At 62.9% G+C, this 17,488-nt stretch carries 19 protein-coding genes; 2 read left to right on the top strand and 17 right to left on the bottom strand.

Annotated features, from left to right (window positions below):
• Positions 1 to 261: 261 nt before the first annotated feature.
• Positions 262 to 648 carry an HVO_A0114 family putative DNA-binding protein gene (locus NO366_RS05075; protein WP_256533244.1) on the bottom strand — a complete coding sequence of 129 codons (387 nt, stop codon included), beginning with the start codon at positions 646 to 648 and terminating at the stop codon, positions 262 to 264.
• A 332-nt stretch (positions 649 to 980) separates the two neighbouring features.
• Here NO366_RS05075 and NO366_RS05070 point away from each other — a divergent pair, with 332 nt between their 5' ends.
• Entirely contained in the window at positions 981 to 1,337 is a 357-nt protein-coding gene (locus tag NO366_RS05070) for a hypothetical protein (RefSeq protein WP_256533243.1), read from the top strand.
• A gap of 177 nt (positions 1,338 to 1,514) precedes the next feature.
• On the opposite strand, the gene NO366_RS05065 is transcribed toward NO366_RS05070, so the two are convergent.
• From NO366_RS05065 to NO366_RS05000, 14 genes are all read right to left on the bottom strand, one after another.
• Entirely contained in the window at positions 1,515 to 1,853 is a 339-nt protein-coding gene (locus NO366_RS05065; RefSeq protein WP_256533242.1) for a DUF7957 family protein, read from the bottom strand.
• A 127-nt stretch (positions 1,854 to 1,980) separates the two neighbouring features.
• Positions 1,981 to 2,319, bottom strand: coding sequence for a DUF7957 family protein (locus NO366_RS05060; protein WP_256533241.1), 339 nt, complete (start codon positions 2,317 to 2,319; stop codon positions 1,981 to 1,983).
• A 39-nt stretch (positions 2,320 to 2,358) separates the two neighbouring features.
• Positions 2,359 to 2,697 carry a DUF7957 family protein gene (locus NO366_RS05055; protein ID WP_256533240.1) on the bottom strand — a complete coding sequence of 113 codons (339 nt, stop codon included), beginning with the start codon at positions 2,695 to 2,697 and terminating at the stop codon, positions 2,359 to 2,361.
• 55 nt (positions 2,698 to 2,752) lie between these two features.
• Complete coding sequence (locus tag NO366_RS05050) at positions 2,753 to 3,091, bottom strand: DUF7957 family protein (RefSeq protein ID WP_256533239.1); 339 nt, start codon at positions 3,089 to 3,091, stop codon at positions 2,753 to 2,755.
• A 295-nt stretch (positions 3,092 to 3,386) separates the two neighbouring features.
• Positions 3,387 to 3,680, bottom strand: coding sequence for a colicin immunity domain-containing protein (locus tag NO366_RS05045; protein ID WP_256533238.1), 294 nt, complete (start codon positions 3,678 to 3,680; stop codon positions 3,387 to 3,389).
• A 3-nt stretch (positions 3,681 to 3,683) separates the two neighbouring features.
• A complete protein-coding gene (locus NO366_RS05040; RefSeq protein ID WP_256533237.1) occupies positions 3,684 to 4,868 on the bottom strand; it encodes an eCIS core domain-containing protein in 1,185 nt (394 codons plus the stop codon).
• A 232-nt stretch (positions 4,869 to 5,100) separates the two neighbouring features.
• Positions 5,101 to 5,550, bottom strand: coding sequence for an HVO_A0114 family putative DNA-binding protein (locus NO366_RS05035; RefSeq protein WP_256533236.1), 450 nt, complete (start codon positions 5,548 to 5,550; stop codon positions 5,101 to 5,103).
• Positions 5,531 to 5,836, bottom strand: coding sequence for a toxin-antitoxin system TumE family protein (locus NO366_RS05030; RefSeq protein ID WP_256533235.1), 306 nt, complete (start codon positions 5,834 to 5,836; stop codon positions 5,531 to 5,533). The genes NO366_RS05035 and NO366_RS05030 overlap by 20 nt, the downstream gene beginning before the upstream one ends.
• An 840-nt stretch (positions 5,837 to 6,676) precedes the next feature.
• Positions 6,677 to 6,904 carry a hypothetical protein gene (locus NO366_RS05025; RefSeq protein WP_256533234.1) on the bottom strand — a complete coding sequence of 76 codons (228 nt, stop codon included), beginning with the start codon at positions 6,902 to 6,904 and terminating at the stop codon, positions 6,677 to 6,679.
• A gap of 558 nt (positions 6,905 to 7,462) precedes the next feature.
• Positions 7,463 to 8,398, bottom strand: coding sequence for a PQQ-binding-like beta-propeller repeat protein (locus NO366_RS05020; protein ID WP_256533233.1), 936 nt, complete (start codon positions 8,396 to 8,398; stop codon positions 7,463 to 7,465).
• Between the two features lie 513 nt (positions 8,399 to 8,911).
• Complete coding sequence (locus NO366_RS05015; protein ID WP_256533232.1) at positions 8,912 to 9,784, bottom strand: DUF4870 domain-containing protein; 873 nt, start codon at positions 9,782 to 9,784, stop codon at positions 8,912 to 8,914.
• A 124-nt stretch (positions 9,785 to 9,908) separates the two neighbouring features.
• Positions 9,909 to 10,523, bottom strand: coding sequence for a helix-turn-helix domain-containing protein (locus NO366_RS05010; RefSeq protein WP_256533231.1), 615 nt, complete (start codon positions 10,521 to 10,523; stop codon positions 9,909 to 9,911).
• A 71-nt stretch (positions 10,524 to 10,594) separates the two neighbouring features.
• The gene (locus NO366_RS05005; protein ID WP_256533230.1) at positions 10,595 to 10,795 is read right to left on the bottom strand and encodes a hypothetical protein; all 201 of its coding nucleotides are present in this window, start codon (positions 10,793 to 10,795) and stop codon (positions 10,595 to 10,597) included.
• Between the two features lie 116 nt (positions 10,796 to 10,911).
• The gene (locus NO366_RS05000) at positions 10,912 to 11,334 is read right to left on the bottom strand and encodes a hypothetical protein (RefSeq protein WP_256533229.1); all 423 of its coding nucleotides are present in this window, start codon (positions 11,332 to 11,334) and stop codon (positions 10,912 to 10,914) included.
• 768 nt (positions 11,335 to 12,102) lie between these two features.
• Here NO366_RS05000 and NO366_RS04995 point away from each other — a divergent pair.
• Positions 12,103 to 14,325 (top strand): GAF domain-containing protein, encoded by a 2,223-nt coding sequence (locus NO366_RS04995; RefSeq protein ID WP_256533227.1) that lies wholly within the window; start codon positions 12,103 to 12,105, stop codon positions 14,323 to 14,325.
• 21 nt (positions 14,326 to 14,346) lie between these two features.
• Here NO366_RS04995 and NO366_RS04990 read toward each other — a convergent pair whose 3' ends face one another.
• Both NO366_RS04990 and NO366_RS04985 read right to left on the bottom strand, forming a co-directional pair.
• Complete coding sequence (locus tag NO366_RS04990) at positions 14,347 to 15,336, bottom strand: replication factor C small subunit (RefSeq protein ID WP_256533226.1); 990 nt, start codon at positions 15,334 to 15,336, stop codon at positions 14,347 to 14,349.
• A 185-nt stretch (positions 15,337 to 15,521) separates the two neighbouring features.
• A complete protein-coding gene (locus tag NO366_RS04985; RefSeq protein WP_256533225.1) occupies positions 15,522 to 17,414 on the bottom strand; it encodes a beta clamp domain-containing protein in 1,893 nt (630 codons plus the stop codon).
• Positions 17,415 to 17,488 lie beyond the last annotated feature (74 nt).

Below are 17,488 nucleotides of genomic sequence, written 5' to 3'. Positions count from 1 at the left end.
GTGTTCCGCCATGACTGTCAGCGTGGCCGACGCGCTCGAAACTCCTTGTTAGGCCGGCGGTTCGGGGCGGTACGGTACGCCTACGGGCTCATGTTGGTGGCGGCACGGGAGCGGAATCGAACGGCGAGTCCCGAAACGGTCGTCGCAGGGAGTTCGATAGTGGGGCCAGTCGCCGAACGCGAGCGGCAAACCGCAGAATGGCAGAGGGTACGAACCGTAGTCGTAGACGAGCGGGCTGGCGGATAGACGTCCGGAAACCGATCAGACGACCGGTTCGATGGCGACGTGGTCGTGCTTGAGCCGCGGCGCTTTCGCCCGGCCGTCTTCGACGTATTCGACGATGTCGATCCGAGCGAGCTTTTGCAAGTCGCGGCTGACGACACCTTTGTCGTAGCCGAGTTCCGCAGCGAGGGCACGGACCGAGTCGGGTTCGTGCTCGTTCAAGTGATCGAGCAGATCGAGGCGGCGGTCGTGAAAGACGTCCTCGGCGCGCTCCCGGGCGAGGACGAGCGTATCGGGGAAGCCGTGCTGTGTGAGCGTTTCCGAAAACGCAGCACGGAGTGCCAGACGGTCGTCGACAGCCGCCACATCGCTCTCGAAATCGTTCGGATCGGGGACCGACGTCGATGGTTCTTCCAACTCGGGCATATGCAATTCTCCTCAACCGTTGTTCAGACTGCAACGGTCAAAAGTGTTTCGATAGTACGGATGCGGTGGAGTTAGATTGGGCCCCGACACGCGTTAGAAACCGTAACTTTTAAGTTTCCGAGAATATAATACTAGAGTGAGGACAGTTCTGCTTCGCCGGCCGGCGTTCTATCCACCTACTAGCTAAGTAGTGGTCTTCTTCGTCGGGAAATCACGAGTTTCGGAGCGAAGGCTACGCTGGTTCGACGGTCGCGCGCGAGCATCCAGTTCTCAGGTGATTCACGCTACTATGAACACAAACGCTACGACGACCGGTAAACAGGTGGTGTTCGATGGAACGCTTTGACAGTATCGACCTCGGGACCTATCGGGGAGACAATTATTTCCTCGTCGGGTACGTCGAGCCGGACCCTCATAGAGACGAGGAATACGACCCAGCAGCAGACGCCGAGAACTACGGGTGGTCCCTCGTCCAGAAAGCCGAGACACCACTGGACGAAAACGACGAAATTGTCGGGATGGATACGCGCCACGGTCAACCCCATCTCGACAAAGAGTATCTGCCACCCGACATCGACGAGCAGAAAAAGGTGTGGCTCGACGACGACTATTCCTTTCGACGGATGCGAGACTACCTCCTTCAGAACTGGCAGGACTTCGCCGACCTCCACATCTACTACAACGAGTAAGTCCCGCCGACGAAGCTGAGAAGATGGATCGAGGCGTGGAGCACTGCCCGCCACCAATTGTGAACACATCGATGACCGGGTCAAGAACCGCATCCGGATCGGTCCCGAAATCCGTCGTCCCGCTGCGAATTTGCTGTAGACTCGGACCCGTGGAGGTGCGAGTATTCACTGTGGGGATTACTTCCCGCCGTACCCGAGATTCTCGAGTTCGCCCGTCTCGAGGTCGATCTTGTACTCGTTGTGGTTCCAGCTCCAGCCGATTACGTCTCCACCCTCTTTGTAGAGCTCGCCGAAGAGATGGCTGGTGGCATCTTCCGGGCGTGCTGACCGCCACAGCTGGTTTCCATCCGTATCGAACGCAACCACGTTCCGTCCGTCGTGTTGCTCACCCTCGGGAGGGTAGAGGACCGCGATCACGATGTCTGGTTCTTCCAGCACCTGGCTGATCGTGTACTCCATACTGATCGATTCATCACCGATGGTGAGCACGTTATCTTCGTAGTGAATTTGCGTCATTCAGTTTCCTTTAGCAGTTTTTCGAGCGGTTCGTCCATCTCGGATTGTCCGAGACTGAGCCGGCCAGTGAACCGGAATTGTCGTTCACGCTTCTGTCGACGACGCCTCCGACGAACTCGTTCGTAGCTCACTTCGTAAGCTCACTTTCGACGATCGACCCGTCGGTCGGGTCGACGTGATACGTCCCACCCTTCCAGTTGGACGCGCGAAGCGCACCGTCTTCGACCGCGATGCCAGTGTAGCGGTAGGCGTCTCCGGTCGGGAGGGTCGCGGCCTCGATCTCCCACAGTTTGGCCCCATCAGTCGCGAACGCCCAGACGTTCGTGTCGCTCGGTTCACTCGATCCATCGCCGAAGAGGACGACGACCGTGTCGTCGACCTCCTCGACGTCTTCGATGGGTTCCGGGAGGGTGACCGTCTCGCCGTCGATGCGGAGTTCGGTACCGCTTTCGTCTATCGTGGTCATTTTGGGAGTGCTCAGGAGTGCGGCGAGGATAGTCGGTGACTACTTTCCTCGAAAGCCTCGATCTTCCAGTTCGCCCGTCTCGGGATCGATGCGATATTCCTGCTTGTTCCAACTCCAGCCGATGATATCGCCATCCTCCGTCGTCAAACTGCCGAACATGTGTCTGTCTGATTTTTCAGGGATAGACGACTTCCACAGCAGGTCCCCATCGTAGGAGAATGCGAGGACGTTTTGCCGGTCTCGACCGGCGTCCTGACTGGGAGAGAGCAAGACGAGGACTCGGTCTTCCAACTCGAGTACCTGACCGATCGGATGTTCGACTTCGATGTCCATTTCACCGATCGTGAGTAGATTCGCATCGGACGCGACAGGTGGCACGGAACCGTCACCTCGAACCGTCAATGCGCATCGAAATGGATCTCATTGGAGTGAGTTACTTCCCGCCGTAGCCGAGGTTTTCGAGTTCCCCCGTTTCGAGGTCGATCTTGTACTCGTTGGAGTTCCAGCTCCAGCCGATCACCTCCTCGCCCTCTTTGTAGAGTTCGCCGAAGCAGTGACTCGTCGCGTCTTCTGGGCGCTCGGATCGCCACAGCCGGGTGCCGTTCGTATCGAAGGCAATGACGTTCCGTCCATCGTGTTGTTCACCCTCGGGTGGGTAGAGGACCACGAGAATAATCCCATCCGCCTCCATCACTTGCGTAATCTCATATTCGAGGGCCATCGATTCGCCGTCGATCGTCAACACGTTGTCGTCGTACTGGACCTGCGTCATTTGTCGCCCTCCAGCAGTGCTTCGAGCGTACCGTCCATCTCGAATTGGCCGGGACTGAGCCGGCCAGTGAACCGGTATTGTCGTTCACGCGTCTGTCGACGACGCCTCGTCCGACGGCCGTTCGAGGAATTCGGGTACCTCCGCGTCGGCTTCGCGGACGATCGAGAGTGGCGTTTTCCGGCGTCGTTCTCGTGGTGGGGATCAGCACCGTGTTCGACGAGATGGGCGACTGCCTGCTCGCCAATGGACTGGTCAGCCGCTGTCATTGGTATCTCGCCTCCATATGGGGCGAGGGTTAACTGTCGTTTTCGTCCAGGAGTTCTTTCAGCTCTTCTAATACTTCCGTTGCAGACGCTTCGAGTTCCGCTTCCCCGATGCCGCCGATAACATCGTCTCTGAGTTCCGGCTCGCAATACGCATCAGCCTCCGCAAAGAGATAGTCGAGAGGTTTGAATACCTCATCCTCAGGTATCTCGTCGTCATCCAAAAATTCGTTCATGTATTTCGTAGAGAACTCGGTGGCAGTGGCCTCTCCACGCACGAACTCTCTGATCAAGTCCATATACTTTCGGACGTATTCTTCGTTCATCGGTTACCTTCCTCCAATCTTACCTGTATTAAGAAGATAGTTCTCCTGTGCAGGCGAAAGCTTCCAACACGTCCAAAACCTCCGATCTGGCTTAGTGATTACCACGTTTTTGGTCTGGCTGTTATAGTAGTGTATCGCCGGTTGATCTTGATATTTTCCTTCAATAATTCTTGTCTCCGCATCTGAAATGTGCTCTTTCAAGGCGCTTTTGAACCGTTCTTTGCTATCCATATTCCAGTTCTCTTCAACACCAAACACGGGTGCGTGCTTGAATTTCGATTGAAGTTGTGTATCCGAGAACGTGACGTCGACAGGCGCGTCATCAGATCCATCGTCAGTTTGAGTCTGTTTCTCTGAACGTTGAATGTGAATCGATGTATTCTGGATATTTTCCAGCCCCAACGTTTCGCTATTTAGTACTCGCTGGGCCATCTGATCGGCCTCCCGCTCCAGTTGCGGATCAGGGTCAATCTCCAGATCCGCATCCACCTGCGGCATCATCGAGATTGCCGCACCCGGCTCGCGTGTCGCTTCGCTCCCGCTCGCTGATCCGGCGGCCCTCACTCCGTTCGCGCCGCCCGTCTGCTGCTTGACGTGGGCGAGTTCATGCGCCAAGAGGTGCTGTCCTTCCGCACTCTCGGGATCGTACTCACCGTCGTTGAACACGATCGCGGTGCCGCACGTGAACGCCCGGGCATCGATCGCGTCGGCGGCCTTCGCCGCTTCCGGGCCGGTGTGAATCTCCACGTCCGAGAAGTCGGCGTCCATCCGCTCTTCCAGCGCTCGCTGAGTCGAGGCGTCGAGCGACTGCCCAGAGCCAGTTGCGAGCACGTCCAGGACGGCATCCGGAACCGCGTCCGGATCGGTCCCGGCGTCCGTCGTCGCACGGTGAATGTGCTGTTGGGCCTCGGGGCCGTAGCCGCGCATCGACAGCGACGGGGTCGCCCCACGCCCGTGTTCCTGGCCCATCGCTGCGCCTGGTGTCGCCGCCCCGCCCATCCCCATATCGGGAGCGCCCACGTCCGGAACGCCCGCGTCGGGAATCGGAGAATCGGGGATCGGCGCGTCCGGCACGCCCAGCGGGGTCCCACTGGTCGACGCTGCGGCGCGCTCGTCTTCGCCGTCGGCCTGGTCGCGCTCGGCCGCGCGCTCCCGATCTGCGCGCCGCCGGCGCTTCCGCCGGCCCATCTACCCGCCCTCCGTGGGGGTAGTGCGGCTTTTCGATGTGGAGGGAATTGGAGAACCCATCGTGAGAGATGGGTTCAATTTAGTGTCCTATAATTGTTTCCTAGATGAGAACCGCTGGGTTAGTTCGAGGATGCTCACGGTACAACAGTCACACCAGTCGGGCCGATAGACGGTTCCCAAACCGGAAGATCGCCGTTCCTCGAACCGAGCGGGTTCGACCCCGGAGACCCGGCTACGCCGATGCCTGCGATTCGGTCGCGTCCGCCGATGGGGTCGAGAGTTCGATGTCGATCTGGACCGTGTCGTAGGGGACCGAGGGCTGCTTGGCACCGCCAGATTCGGTGAAGTGGACGATGCGGTAGTCGGACAGGAGGTGGAGGTCGTCGTGGACCTGTCGAACGTCCCGGTCGAGGCGGGCGGCGAGGTCGCGGATGCTCTCGGCGGGCGCTTCCATCAGACTTCGCACGAGTTCCAGGCGTCGCGGCGTGAGGATGCGCTGGAGGCGGCTCGCGTCCTGAAAGTTGACGACGTGCGGGACCGCTTCGCCCTGCTCCCAGCGCTCCGCTCGGTCCAGGACAGACTCTCTGTGCTCCTCGAACGGCTTCGACGTGATGCGAAGGGTCGAGGGAGACTCACTGTCTACCGGGGGATCGTCGGTGTGGTCAGGCGAATTCTCGGTCATGGATGGTTTCGACCTCGTCGAGGAATGTCCGGACGTGCGACCGAAGGCCCTCGAATTCGATTCCTTCGACCGTGCCACGATAGTGGCGGTGGTGGCGGCCGACGCCGTGGGCGTCGTTCGCGTTGTCGTACCGGAGGATCGCGTCGTCGGCGGGACCGAGGTACTGAAAGCTGTACTTCAGCCCCTCGGGGAACGCGTCACTTCGTGGGACGTCCCAGGCGAGTGCTTCCCATCTGTCGCCCGCCGGAAACTCGTCGCCGGCCTCGAACCGTTTCGTCGCCGGCATCAGACCACCGGCGTTGTCCACCGAGGACAACGGTCGCCACCACGATAATCGTTGTGGTCGGAAGACAACACCGGTCTCAGGGCCGACCATCCTGGACGAAGCCGACGGCGGTATCGTCGGTGACCGGCCGGGTATCGAGGGCGTGACCACCGCCGGTCGCGAACGCATCGAGGACGACTGTGTGCGGTCGCACTCTCCCGGTCGGCGATAGGATCCCGCCGGCCCATCTACCGGCCCTCCGCGGGGACAGTGCGGGTTTTGGAGCGTAGTGGGTTCCGAAAACGCATTATATGTAGTCAGTTCAATTTAGATTGCTATAATTGTTTCTGCAACGTGTTTCGAGTCAGAAACGGGACGCCGGCCACGACGTGAGGAGTGGTTATGGCTACTCCAGTCGAAACGGAGGGGTTTGGCGTGGGAAAAGGTGCGCTAGAGCGGGAATGCAACCGTAACAGCGTCGCACGGCGTGTCCCTAAGATACAGAGCCAAAAAATTACCTCGCTCCCGCCCCACTCCGCAAATCTCCAGTTGAAGCAGGCGAAACGGTGGTTGGGCGGGCACGCCGAGACGCCTGGAGGACCGATCGGTCACGAGTCCCTGAGGTCGTTCGTCGAGACAATCCGTTTCCCGAATCGACACACGACGCGAAGTATTCTGTGTTCAATCGACAGTAATTCGCTGCCCTCCAACAGACTATCCCAATACCAGCCATCAGAGAGGGAGGAAAAGAGCAAACACACCGTCACAATCACGAGAAACCCAAATCGAACGGTCGCGTTCACACCCGTCGATCCTCGAGGACGGTACCAGATAGGTCCCCAACCCAACTGTCACCCCGACCTACACCGGCTCCTGTCCACCTCCAGCGGCACCGTCCATCGCCAGTTCCAGCATCCCGATCGCCGCGATACAGTCCACGCACAGTCGTTTCTCCGTATCCTCGTACCGGTACGAGAGCGGTCCCTCGTGAGCCGTCCGGACGTACGCCCAGTAGGTTTTCTGCAGATCCTGTCCGCAGCGCGGACACGGATCGTCCGGCCCCGGCTCGTCGAACTCGTAGCGACCCATCTCAGTTCACCTTGAGGTGACCGACTCTGAGAACCAGACGCTCAGGCAGTTTAGATTCCCAGACGAATTCGGGGCATAGCTTGTGCTCTCGGTACCACAGGTAGGCGAGACCTTTTTGTCTCGGTAGTGTGTTTGTAAGCATGGCTTCTTTCACGGCCCTCGTTAGAGGGGGAAGCCACGTCTCGGGTGCTGGTTCCACCCGGGACATTTCCTAAGCGCATGTCCCCGCGCGTGCTCTGGAGCGCGTGGCTTCCGTTCCGACTATTGACGGGAGATAATATATAGCTACTGGTGGTTGTAATATCCGATGTCCGGCGCTGATACCGCATACCGGTGAGACACACCGCCAGCGCGGGACCGAGACGGGCCTACGGGCCGATAGTACCGTTTTCGCGGGTACCGACCGCGATCCAGCGCTACTCGAACGGGAGGGCCAACCCGGCGATGTGCTCCACGTTGGCGGCTCCTGGCGGGCAGGGAGTATGTCACCCCCGTACGAAGTGGCGCTAACACTGAGACCGAAGCTGCGTCGGACCGCTCAGTGGCAGGTATCGAGGCTCAACCCGACGGTTCCACCAGGAGGAGACCCGAGGGAGTCGCACCGTAAATCGTTTCGTGAGCGACTGCGAGCGGAGACACGACGGGTTCCGAGGCGGCCCGAAACCGTCGCCGTCCGTCGGTCCGGCCCAGGCCGACGAGTCCTGCGGACCCGGCACTCACCACGACGTGTTCCTCAGTCAGGAGTGGGGCGAACAACGTCCCCGTTCGAGTCTGTCCGTCTTCGTCTCGATAGAGAGGCGTTTCCCAGCGTATCTCGCCGGTCGTCGCTTCGACGGCGCGGACGCTCCCCGATCCATCGTCCGAGACGAAGAGCACGCCGTCGCCCACGGCAGGAACGGTGAACCGCGAGTCGCGCGTTCCCGTCTGATGGGTCCACAGCACGCGACCGTCGGCCCGATCGAGAGCGAAAATCCGCCCAGCCGCGTTCGTCACGTAGACGTGTCGGCCGACGACGGGGTCGGCGTACGTCTCGCCGATTCGGTCCGTCCGCCAGCGAACGTCCCCGGTAGTAGCGTCGAGCGCAACGAGCTGGCCGCCGCCAGCATTACTTTCGATGGCGTACACCGCGTCCTCAGTACTGGCGATACCCGTCACCAGGCGGTCGTTCGAGTGCGTCCAACGTACCCCCACACCGATGTCGAATGCCTGTAGTCCGCCCGATCCCGTCGCGTAGAGCCGATCACCGTCGAATAGCGGGCTGGCGTGGGGTGTCGCGGTCGATTCTTCCTGGAGGATTTCAAAGTCGTCCCCGGCAATGTTGTACCGAACGCTGTTGGTAGAAACGACGAAGTTCGAACAGTAAAGCGCGGGATAGACCTGTGCGGGGTGGTCCAGTTCGATCGAGTCTATCGTCCCGGTCGACGGGTGATATCGGAAGACGGTCCGACCTCCCTCCCACGTCAGCACCGCTACGTCGTCGGTGCAGACCACCATTCCCTCACGGCCAGCCGGGAACGCCTCCGAGGCGACGAATCGTGTTCTCGGACTCGTTCCGATGCTGGTCGAGGTCCGGCCCAACCGTCGAGGACCGCCTTGAAACGTCGGCCATGGAGCGGATTCGTCGCATTCGGGGGCGGTGAACGCCAGGCCCTGCTGACCAGTTTCCGTGGCGAGCAATGTACACCCGGCAGTAGACGTGCTTGCCAGCACTGAGAGGACCGATCTGCGGGAAACCATGTGACTCGGCAATCGTTACAACGCACAGTAAAGATAGTGTTTCGTTCAGTAACAGTGTACGTTGGAGGGGTTCGAAACGGTCTCGGACTGAACGTCGCTCCACGTGTTGTACCAAGCCTCCCGATCTCCACCTTCAGTGGACGGTCTACTGCAGGAGCCTCCCGGGTGTCGTTACCACGAGATTCGTCATCTACGAGGGTCAGGCTTCCAGGAATAGGGTAGTTCTAATCCGAATTCCTCAACGAGTACAAGAGTGACAGGGTCGGATACTCACCTGATCGCGCGCCAGAGCAGGAACGCCACGGTCACGACCCAGACCGCCCCGGCGAACGCGTAGATCGCGTCACCGGCGGGGTACGTCGACTCGAACTGCAGCGTCGCGAGGAGGTACGTCAGGCCGGCGACGGCGAGCGGGACCCCGACGGACGCGACCCAGGCCGTCGGCGACACGGATCGCGTCTCGCCCGCCGCTCTGACGTCGCGGACGACGATCGCCGGCGCGATGAACGACGCGACGACGAGGAAGGTGGCGCCTGCGAAGCCTGCAGCGATGAGTTCTCCGGTGGCGGTTTCCGACATGACCATCCGGAAGACGGCCGCGAACGCGATCGGGGCTGTCAGGGCGTACCCGACGAGGGCTACCCGGCGGGTCCGAGCGCCGCCGACGCTGGCCTCGAACCAGCCGACGAAGTCCGGTGCGAACGGGTACGACCAGGCGCTTCCGAAGATCGCCGTCCCCGTGGCGATCAGGCCGAATGCGAGGTTCGCGAGCAACAAGATCGTGGTTCCGACGAACCCGATCGCGAACGCGAGCGCGAAGGCGAACGCGACGGTCGACGCGATCGTGCTCTCGGGCGCGACTGTGTCGATCGCCACGGCGACGCCCAGCAATCCGAACAGGACGACGTACAGCCCCGCGTACAGGAACTGCCAGTTGATCGCGTTCCGGGCGTTCGTTCGCGTGAAGTCGTGATCCGATACGAGGTAGACGGCCGTCGGGAGGACGAACCCGCTTACGAGGCCGAGGAGGTGGACGAAGATGCCGCCCAGAGTCCGGTCGGCCAGGATTCGTGGTCCCGGTTGTGCGTCCGTCTCGGTCGTCGTCGCGGTGCAGTCGGTCGTGGATCGATGGTTCGTCGACATGGATTCGTGGTGGAGTGTTCGATCGATTTCGAGTCGGTCGTCGTCGGTTCGAGTGCGGCCGGGGCGTGATTCGCCGGGCGGAATCGGCCGGTTCCCGGTACGTGCCCCACAGTGATCGGGTGCATCAGTCGGTCAGGTTGCCCTGGCGGATTTCGGTCCGAACGCCCCCGCGCGTCGCCCGTCTGGTTCGAATCGCTCTCGCCAACCGCTCGGCGGTCATGAGGGCGAGACACACGGCGAAGAGGGTGGCCGCGGCGTCGACGAAGGCGGTCGTGTCCGGCACGGGCGGGAGGGCCGAAGCGAGCAGCGAGGCAGCGATACCGATCGCGAAGAGGACGAGCGTCAGTTGAAAGCCCGCGAGTACGAGGGTCCGAATACCGGCCGGGTTCCGGAGCCGGACGAATTCGCCCGCCGAGAGCGTGTCCAGCGGCCGCTCACCGGCGAGCGCCGCTTTCCCCTCCGGCGAGAGCGGCCAGTGTGACTCCGGGTGATTGACGTAGTACAGCGTGATCGACTCCGGATACGTGTCGGCCACGACCACGTCCAGCTCCCGGAGTTCGTTCAACCGGAGTCGGACCGTCTCCTTGCTCACGTCGGGACGGGCCCGGGCGCGAATCTGCTCGGCCGAGAAGTACGGCCGCTCGGCGTCGAGCATCACCTCGACGACGTGGCGCTGCGTGAGCGTCTTATCGAGCGACCGGTCGATCCGGCGCTCGATCCAGGGCGGAATCGTGGACATCGTGTCAGCGATTGCACAACGTTCCGTCGGGGTAATAAAGGTGCAGTCAGATTTGGTGCCCGCCAAATCCGTCAGGCAGTGGCAGACGACGGGGTCACGAGGCGGTGGTCGGTCCCGATGACGTACGGCCGCGCCTCGACATCCTCGTCTCGATCGGAGAGCGGTCCCTCGTGGACCGCCTGAACGTACGCCCAGTACGTCTTTGCCAGATCCTGCCCGCAGCGCGAGCACGGGTCGTCCGGCCGCGGCTCGTCGAACTCGTAACGGCCCATCTCAGTTCACCGTCAGGTGGCCGATTCGAACGACGAGGTTACGCCGAAAATCAAGGCGGCAGTGCGAACAAACGGCTGGACACGAGAGCGCACCGACTCCAACAGTCGGTCGACGACTACCCGGTTCGATTCCCGGGCAACCGGAGGGAGTCTGGAACGACCAATCGCTCGACGAGTACTACCAGTCCGAACGAGAGAAAGTACCCGAGCATTACGGCCTCTACGACCGTGTCTGTCCACTCAGTGTCGGGGAGGTTGATCGCCAGCAGGTACGCGACGAGGACAGCGATCACGAGGAGGACCCGCTGAAACCGAGGTTTGAGTTCCCGCCGTCGATCGACGGGAACCCGCACGCGGACCCCCCAGGCGATCGGCCCCCCTACCAGGAACAAGACGGCTGCGGTCCCGGCAGCGAAGAACCATACGTTCGGACCGTGGGTGGCGCTATAATTGACTAACCGAACCACGAGCCACCCGGTACCGACCACCATCACACCGGCAATCAAGAAGTAGACAATCCGGGGGACGTCCGATTGCATGAACGGTTGTTTCTTCCGGAAAATAATAAATGGACGTGACGGTAGGATGTCGGCACAGACGCGAGTGAGCCCGCGTCAGAGATCGCCTCTGGCGACAACCGCGACGGGAATCGAGTCAACCCTCGCCGACGACCGCGACTCCGCGGCCGATACCGTCTGTCGCCGCCAGATTCTCTCGCCTGCGCGAACGGGCGAACGACTCCCTCGTTCGATCCGATCGAGAGAGAGAGAGAGAGAGAGAGAGAGAGAGATTCGGCGACCCGCGCGACGCTTCGGCGAGCCGTCGAACGGCCCGAGCCCCACGCGTCAGTCCTCTCGACGGACGTCCTCGCGACGGTCGCCGACGGGTCGTACTCGACGGCCGCGAAGAACGTGACGTACCTGGAGACGGTACTGCTCGCACCCGAACGGCTGGACGAACCCCCGGATCGGGACGCCGCCCCGCAGTCTCCGTCGGCACCCGACCCGTGACGGATCAGCCCAACCGAGTCCGCCACTGCTGTGCCCTCGCACAGCGAGCGACGACGGTCGGGAGTGTGTCAGTTTACACTTCGATCAGCCTGTGGGACTGAACACTGAGCGCAGTGGCCGAACTACTACTGATCGCCGGGTGGTATTCCACGGAGGTGCGAGTAAATTTTGTCTTCATTACGTATCTACGAACGGCTGGCTCGGAGGGAAACGCCACGTTTCCCGGCAGATTCATAACGATCAGGTTCCTGATTGGACACCTATCACGCTCACTCGCAGGACCGCCGGACAGGAAGTATGACAGACGAAACCGAACGCGGCGATAGACGAACGCCACCAGCTGTTGCAGATCACACGGAACACGGGGCGACTGCCGACGGTGACGGCAGCATCGCCACCGATAGGATCCGGACGGACGGCGGCGAGGAGAGACGCGTCGCACCCGCGGCCACCGGGACGGCACACGCAGACGACCGCTCGAAGATCGCACAACTGCACGAGATGGCGACGGAGATCGTCGCCTGCCGCGACGAGGAGCGACTGTTCGATTTGGCCGTAGAGACGGCGAAGGGCGTCCTCGCGTTCGACACCTCCGCGATACTGATTCACGAGGAGCGCGAGGACGGCGACTGGCTCGTCCAGCGGGCCGGCACCTCCGCCTATCCGATCGACTACGAGACGGAGTTCCGGCCGACACGTGGCCTCGCCGGCGAGACCTTCCAGACTGGCGAGAGCTTCCGCGTGGACGACGCCGACGAGCACGACGTCGCTCGACCGGCGAGCGACCGCTTCCGGTCGGCCATCAGCGTCCCCATTGGCGACGTGGGCGTCTTCCAGGCCATCTCGACCGAGGTTGGCGGGTTCGACGAGACCGATCACGAACTCGCCGAGATCCTCGCCTCCCACGTCGCGGAGACCCTCCAGCGAATCCGGGTCGAGAACCGACTGCGCGAGCGCCGCGAGACCGTCACACGACTCCACGAAGGGACGCTCGGGCTCACCGGCGCCGACACCGAGGACGAACTCTTCGAGCGGGCCGTCGACGCCGCGGAGGGGATCCTGGAAATGGACGTCTGCTACCTCGGCATCGTCGAGGACGGTGAGTTCGTCCCGAAAGGACGTCCGTCGTGGCCCATCCGCGAGGACATCGGCTCGCTCCCGCTCGACTACGGGCTCATGGGCGAGACCCACGACACGGGCGACTCGTTCCTGATCGCCGACGCGACCGCGGACGACCGCACCCACAGTACCACCGGTGACTTCCGCGCGGTCATCAGCGTCCCCGTCGGCGACTTCGGCGTCTTCCAGGCTATCTCGACGACACCCGACACGTACGACGAGACCGATCTCGAACTCGTCGAGCTGCTCTCCGCACACGTCGCCGAGACGCTCGCCCGCCTCCGCGCCGAGTCCGAGGTCGTCGAAGAGCGCGACCGGTTGTCGGCACTGTTCGACAACGTCCCGGACCCTGCCGTCCGGTACGAGTTCGTCGACGGCCAACCCATCGTCCGCGACGTCAACGACGCCTTCGAGGACGTCTTCGGCTACGACCACGAGGAGATACTCGGCGAGTCCGTCGACGACTACATCCTGCCGCCCGGCTACGAGGACGAGGGCCGGGACCTGAACCGGGCGCTCATGGCCGGGGAGCCGGTCCAGCACACGTCCAAACGACAGACGACCGACGGCATCAGAGACGTCAAGATCGACGTCGTGCCCCTCCAGCGTGGCGAGCACAGCCCCGAAGGCTTCTCCATCTACACCGACATCACCGATCAGAAGCGGCGTGAGCGAGAACTCCGCGACCAGAACGAACGGCTCGACCGCTTCGCGAGCGTCGTCAGCCACGATCTACGAAACCCGCTCTCCGTCGCCGCGGGCTACCTCGAACGAACCAGGGAGACGGGGGACCTCTCGCTTCTCGACGAGGTCGAACGCAGTCACCAGCGAACCTTCGACATCATCGACGACGTCCTGACGCTCGCCCGAACCGGCGGCGAAGTGACGGAAACCGAACGCGTCGAGCTGTCCGCGGTCGCGAGCGACGCCTGGGCGAACGTCGACACCGACGACGCCCGCCTCGACATCCCCGCGGCCGACTCCGTTCGGGCCGACCGCGGCCGACTGCGCCAGCTCTTCGAGAACCTCTTTCGCAACGCCGTCGAGCACGGCTCGACGAGCCGTGTAGAATCTGGCGCTTCCGAAGACGCCGTCGAGCACGGCTCGACGAGCCGCTCAGAAGCGACTACTGCTGCAGACGACCAGGTCCTGACGGTCACCGTCGCCGACACGCCGGACGGCTTCGCAGTCTCTGACGACGGTGCCGGGTTCGACGAGGCGGTCGACCGCGAGAACGTCTTCGACTTCGGCTACACCGCCAGCCAGGACGGTACCGGGCTCGGCCTCTCCATCGTGGCCGAAATCGCAGACGGTCACGGCTGGACCGTCGACGCCGATACGAGCGAATCGGGCGGTGCGCGCTTCGTCTTCCGGACGGATGGCGCTACGAACTCCCCTTGACCATCCTCGTATCCGTTCGGTCTACTCGTCACTCGCGAGTGCCAGCGCCGCGAGCATCGCCTCCAATTGCAGACGCTCGTTCGCGCCCTCCGTGATCCGGTAGTCCACCTCGCCCAGCCGCTCTAGTAGTCGGACGGTCTCGCGTTCACCGAGGTCGAACTCCCAGGCCGAGCGGTGCAGTTGATCGATGACGTCGCCGCCCGCCAGTCCGCGGTCGGTCAGCAGGTCGTCGAGACTTGCCCGCGCGGCGGTGAAGTCGCCGGCGATGGCCTGCTCGACCATCGCCTCTACTTCCTCGGGTCGCGCGGTCGAGGTGATCGCGAAGACGGCCTCCTCGTCGACCTCGTCGCCCATCACCGCGGCCGCCTGCAACCCGTTTATCGCCTTTCGCATGTCGCCCGCGGCGGCGTAGACGAGCGCGTCGACACCGTCGTCGGTGAGGGAAATCCCCTCGGTCTCGGCGATCTCGCGCACCTGGGCCTCCACCGCCTCGTCAGAGAGCTGTGTGAACCGGAAGACGGCACACCGGGACTGGATGGGATCGATGATCTGACTGGAGTAGTTACACGAGAGGATGAAGCGCGTGTTGTGCGAGAACTGCTCCATCGTCCGGCGCAGCGCCGACTGGGCGTCAGACGTGAGCGCGTCCGCCTCGTCCAAGAAGATGATGCGATACTCGACGCCGCCGAACGACGAGCGTGCGAAGTTCTTGATCCGGTCGCGAACGACGTCGATCCCGCGCTCGTCGGAGGCGTTGAGTTCGAGGAAGTGCTCGCGCCAGTCGTCGCCGTAGAGTTCCCGGGCGATGGCTCCCGCTGAGGCCGTCTTCCCGACGCCGGCCGGCCCCGCGAACATGAGGTGGGGGAGGTCGTCCTGCTCGACGTACTTCCGCAGGCGCGGGACGATGTTCTCGTGACCCTTGACGTCGTCCAGGGATTCCGGCCGGTACTTCTCGATCCAGATGCCGGTGGGGTCGGGCGACGACTCCGTCTCGGCGTCGGCCTCGGTCATAGGAAGTGCCTGGGTCGGCCCGAAGATAAAACGACCGAAGGCCGATTCGGGCGGTAGACGAAAGCGAGGGACGGTCGGTCCGCCCCCTCGCCCGAGGCGCCTCACCGACCTGGACCGTACCTGCACCCTCTCGCCGGGGTCACGATCCGGCAGTCACGGTCGATAACCCGCGAACGACGTCCCGGTCACAGATTCAGTACCGGTGAGAGTACCACGGTTACGCGCCCCTCGGCAGCGGTATCGAGTGGATAGGAAAGTTCTACCGGAAACGCGGGTCCGAGCCGAATGGTGAGTGGCTCCCCGTCGGGAACGAGCGACGCGACTCGCTCCAGGGTCTCCGTCCACACCCGCGGCTCGATGAGGGCCATCTCGCTCGATTCCGGGTCGTAATCGACGACGTGCGCCGCCCCAACGGTAGTCGACTCCGCCTCGTTCGAGTCGTCTGACTCGAACTCCTCCTGTACGATCTCGAACTCGACCGTCCGGTCGGTGCCAGACCCTTCGATGTGGAGCCGCAGGCGACACACCGAGTCCGAGCGAGCCGACTCGAGTGCCCGTCGGAACGCATCGCCAGGGAGCTGAACTGTCGCGGCGAACCCGTGATCGAGCGACCACACCTCCGATGACACGGGTTCACAGGCCGTGAGCCACGGCAGTTCGAATCGCGTCGACGAACCGCCGGCCTCGAGCGTTCCGACTCGTTTCGACTGGTCGAGGTCCGCGTGAACCCGGTCCGCGTCGGGCACCGCTCGAAGTGCGTCCAGCAGCCGATCGAGCTCCAGGACGATCGGGCCGTCGGTAGCGCTTGCCACCTCGATCGCCGCCGCCTCGACGGTTACCCGAAGCGCGGGCGAACCGCCGTCGCGTATCGAACGAACGTCGATCCCGTCTTCGGAGACGAGACAGCGAACGGCGTCACTGTCTCCGATTCTGTCGAGGTGGTCGCACAGCGACTGGAGCGTGCGCCGCCGAATCGACCCGTCTACACGTCCCTGTGTCTCTCCAATCCGGAGCGATAGGTCGCCCAACACCTCGGGCAATCGTCGTTTCGGTTCGTACCCCTCCGGACGTCGGTCGGCTGCTTCGGTCACGTCTCCTGTGGCTTCGGTCACGTCTCGGCCGGGCGGCGTCGGACCGATCCTGATCCCGTGGACACGCTCCAGCGCGGCGGCGACGTCGACACCCCGACGACCGTCGTCGCCGTCGATGCGGTCGATCGCGTCGACGGCATCGAACGTCAGCCGCTCCGGTTCGTACACCCAAGCGCTGACCTGCTCGCGGTCGTCGTCGCCACGGAGCACGACCGCCCATCTGCACGCTGTCTCCAGGCGTCGATGGTCGACGGGCAGGTCGACGCCCAGCTCACCTTCGAACAGCGATCCCTGATACGGAACCCGGACACGAACGCGGGTGTCCGACTCGACTGCCGCCGGTTCCTGTGAGAGCGTCGTCGGACCGTCGGTCACCCACGGCGCGTCGATCACGTCGCCCGGCGAGGCGAGCGTGAGCGAACGCTCCGCGAACTCAGCTTCGAGCCAGTCGACGAACGCGTCCGGATCGTTCGTCTCGGCGATAACGCTGAGCCACCGGTTTGGGCCCGTAATAGCGAACGACGACGGAGTCTCGAGCGACAGGCGATCGTCCGGGTACTCGGTGGTCGCGAGGTCGAGCGCCGGCACGTAGTCCGAATCGGGTGTCGCCGGCGTACACGGAGAGACGCGAACGCCGTGAAATCGCTCAAGATACGCGATCGTGTCCGCTGACCCGGAGACCGATCCACGATAGGTGTCGATCGCTTCCTGCCCACGATATATCCACGCCATACTCCCCCACATCTCGTCCGACTGCCACAGGACCACCGCCCAGTCGAGCGGCCCGACCGCCTCGGCTTCGATCGCTGATCGGAGCGGGGTGTCCGTCGCGCCCGTCAGGTCCAGCCGGAGTCGATCTGGCGCTGGGTCGGCGGGTTCGGCCCGTTCGACGTCCACCCGCTCGTCGGCGTACGCCTCGGAGACGGCCGCGTAGACGGCGTCGGGATCGTCTGACGCGGCGTCCAGGGTGGTCCACTGTAGCACCATTGCTACCGGACCGTTCTCGATTCACCCTCATATATTTCACTACCGTGACCAGTTCGAGAGGCTGAACACGTCCG

The organism is Halovivax cerinus (assembly GCF_024498195.1).
Lineage (GTDB): Archaea > Halobacteriota > Halobacteria > Halobacteriales > Natrialbaceae > Halovivax > Halovivax cerinus.
Note: the sequence above shows the minus strand (reverse complement) of the source record. Positions and strands in the feature narration are given on the sequence as shown.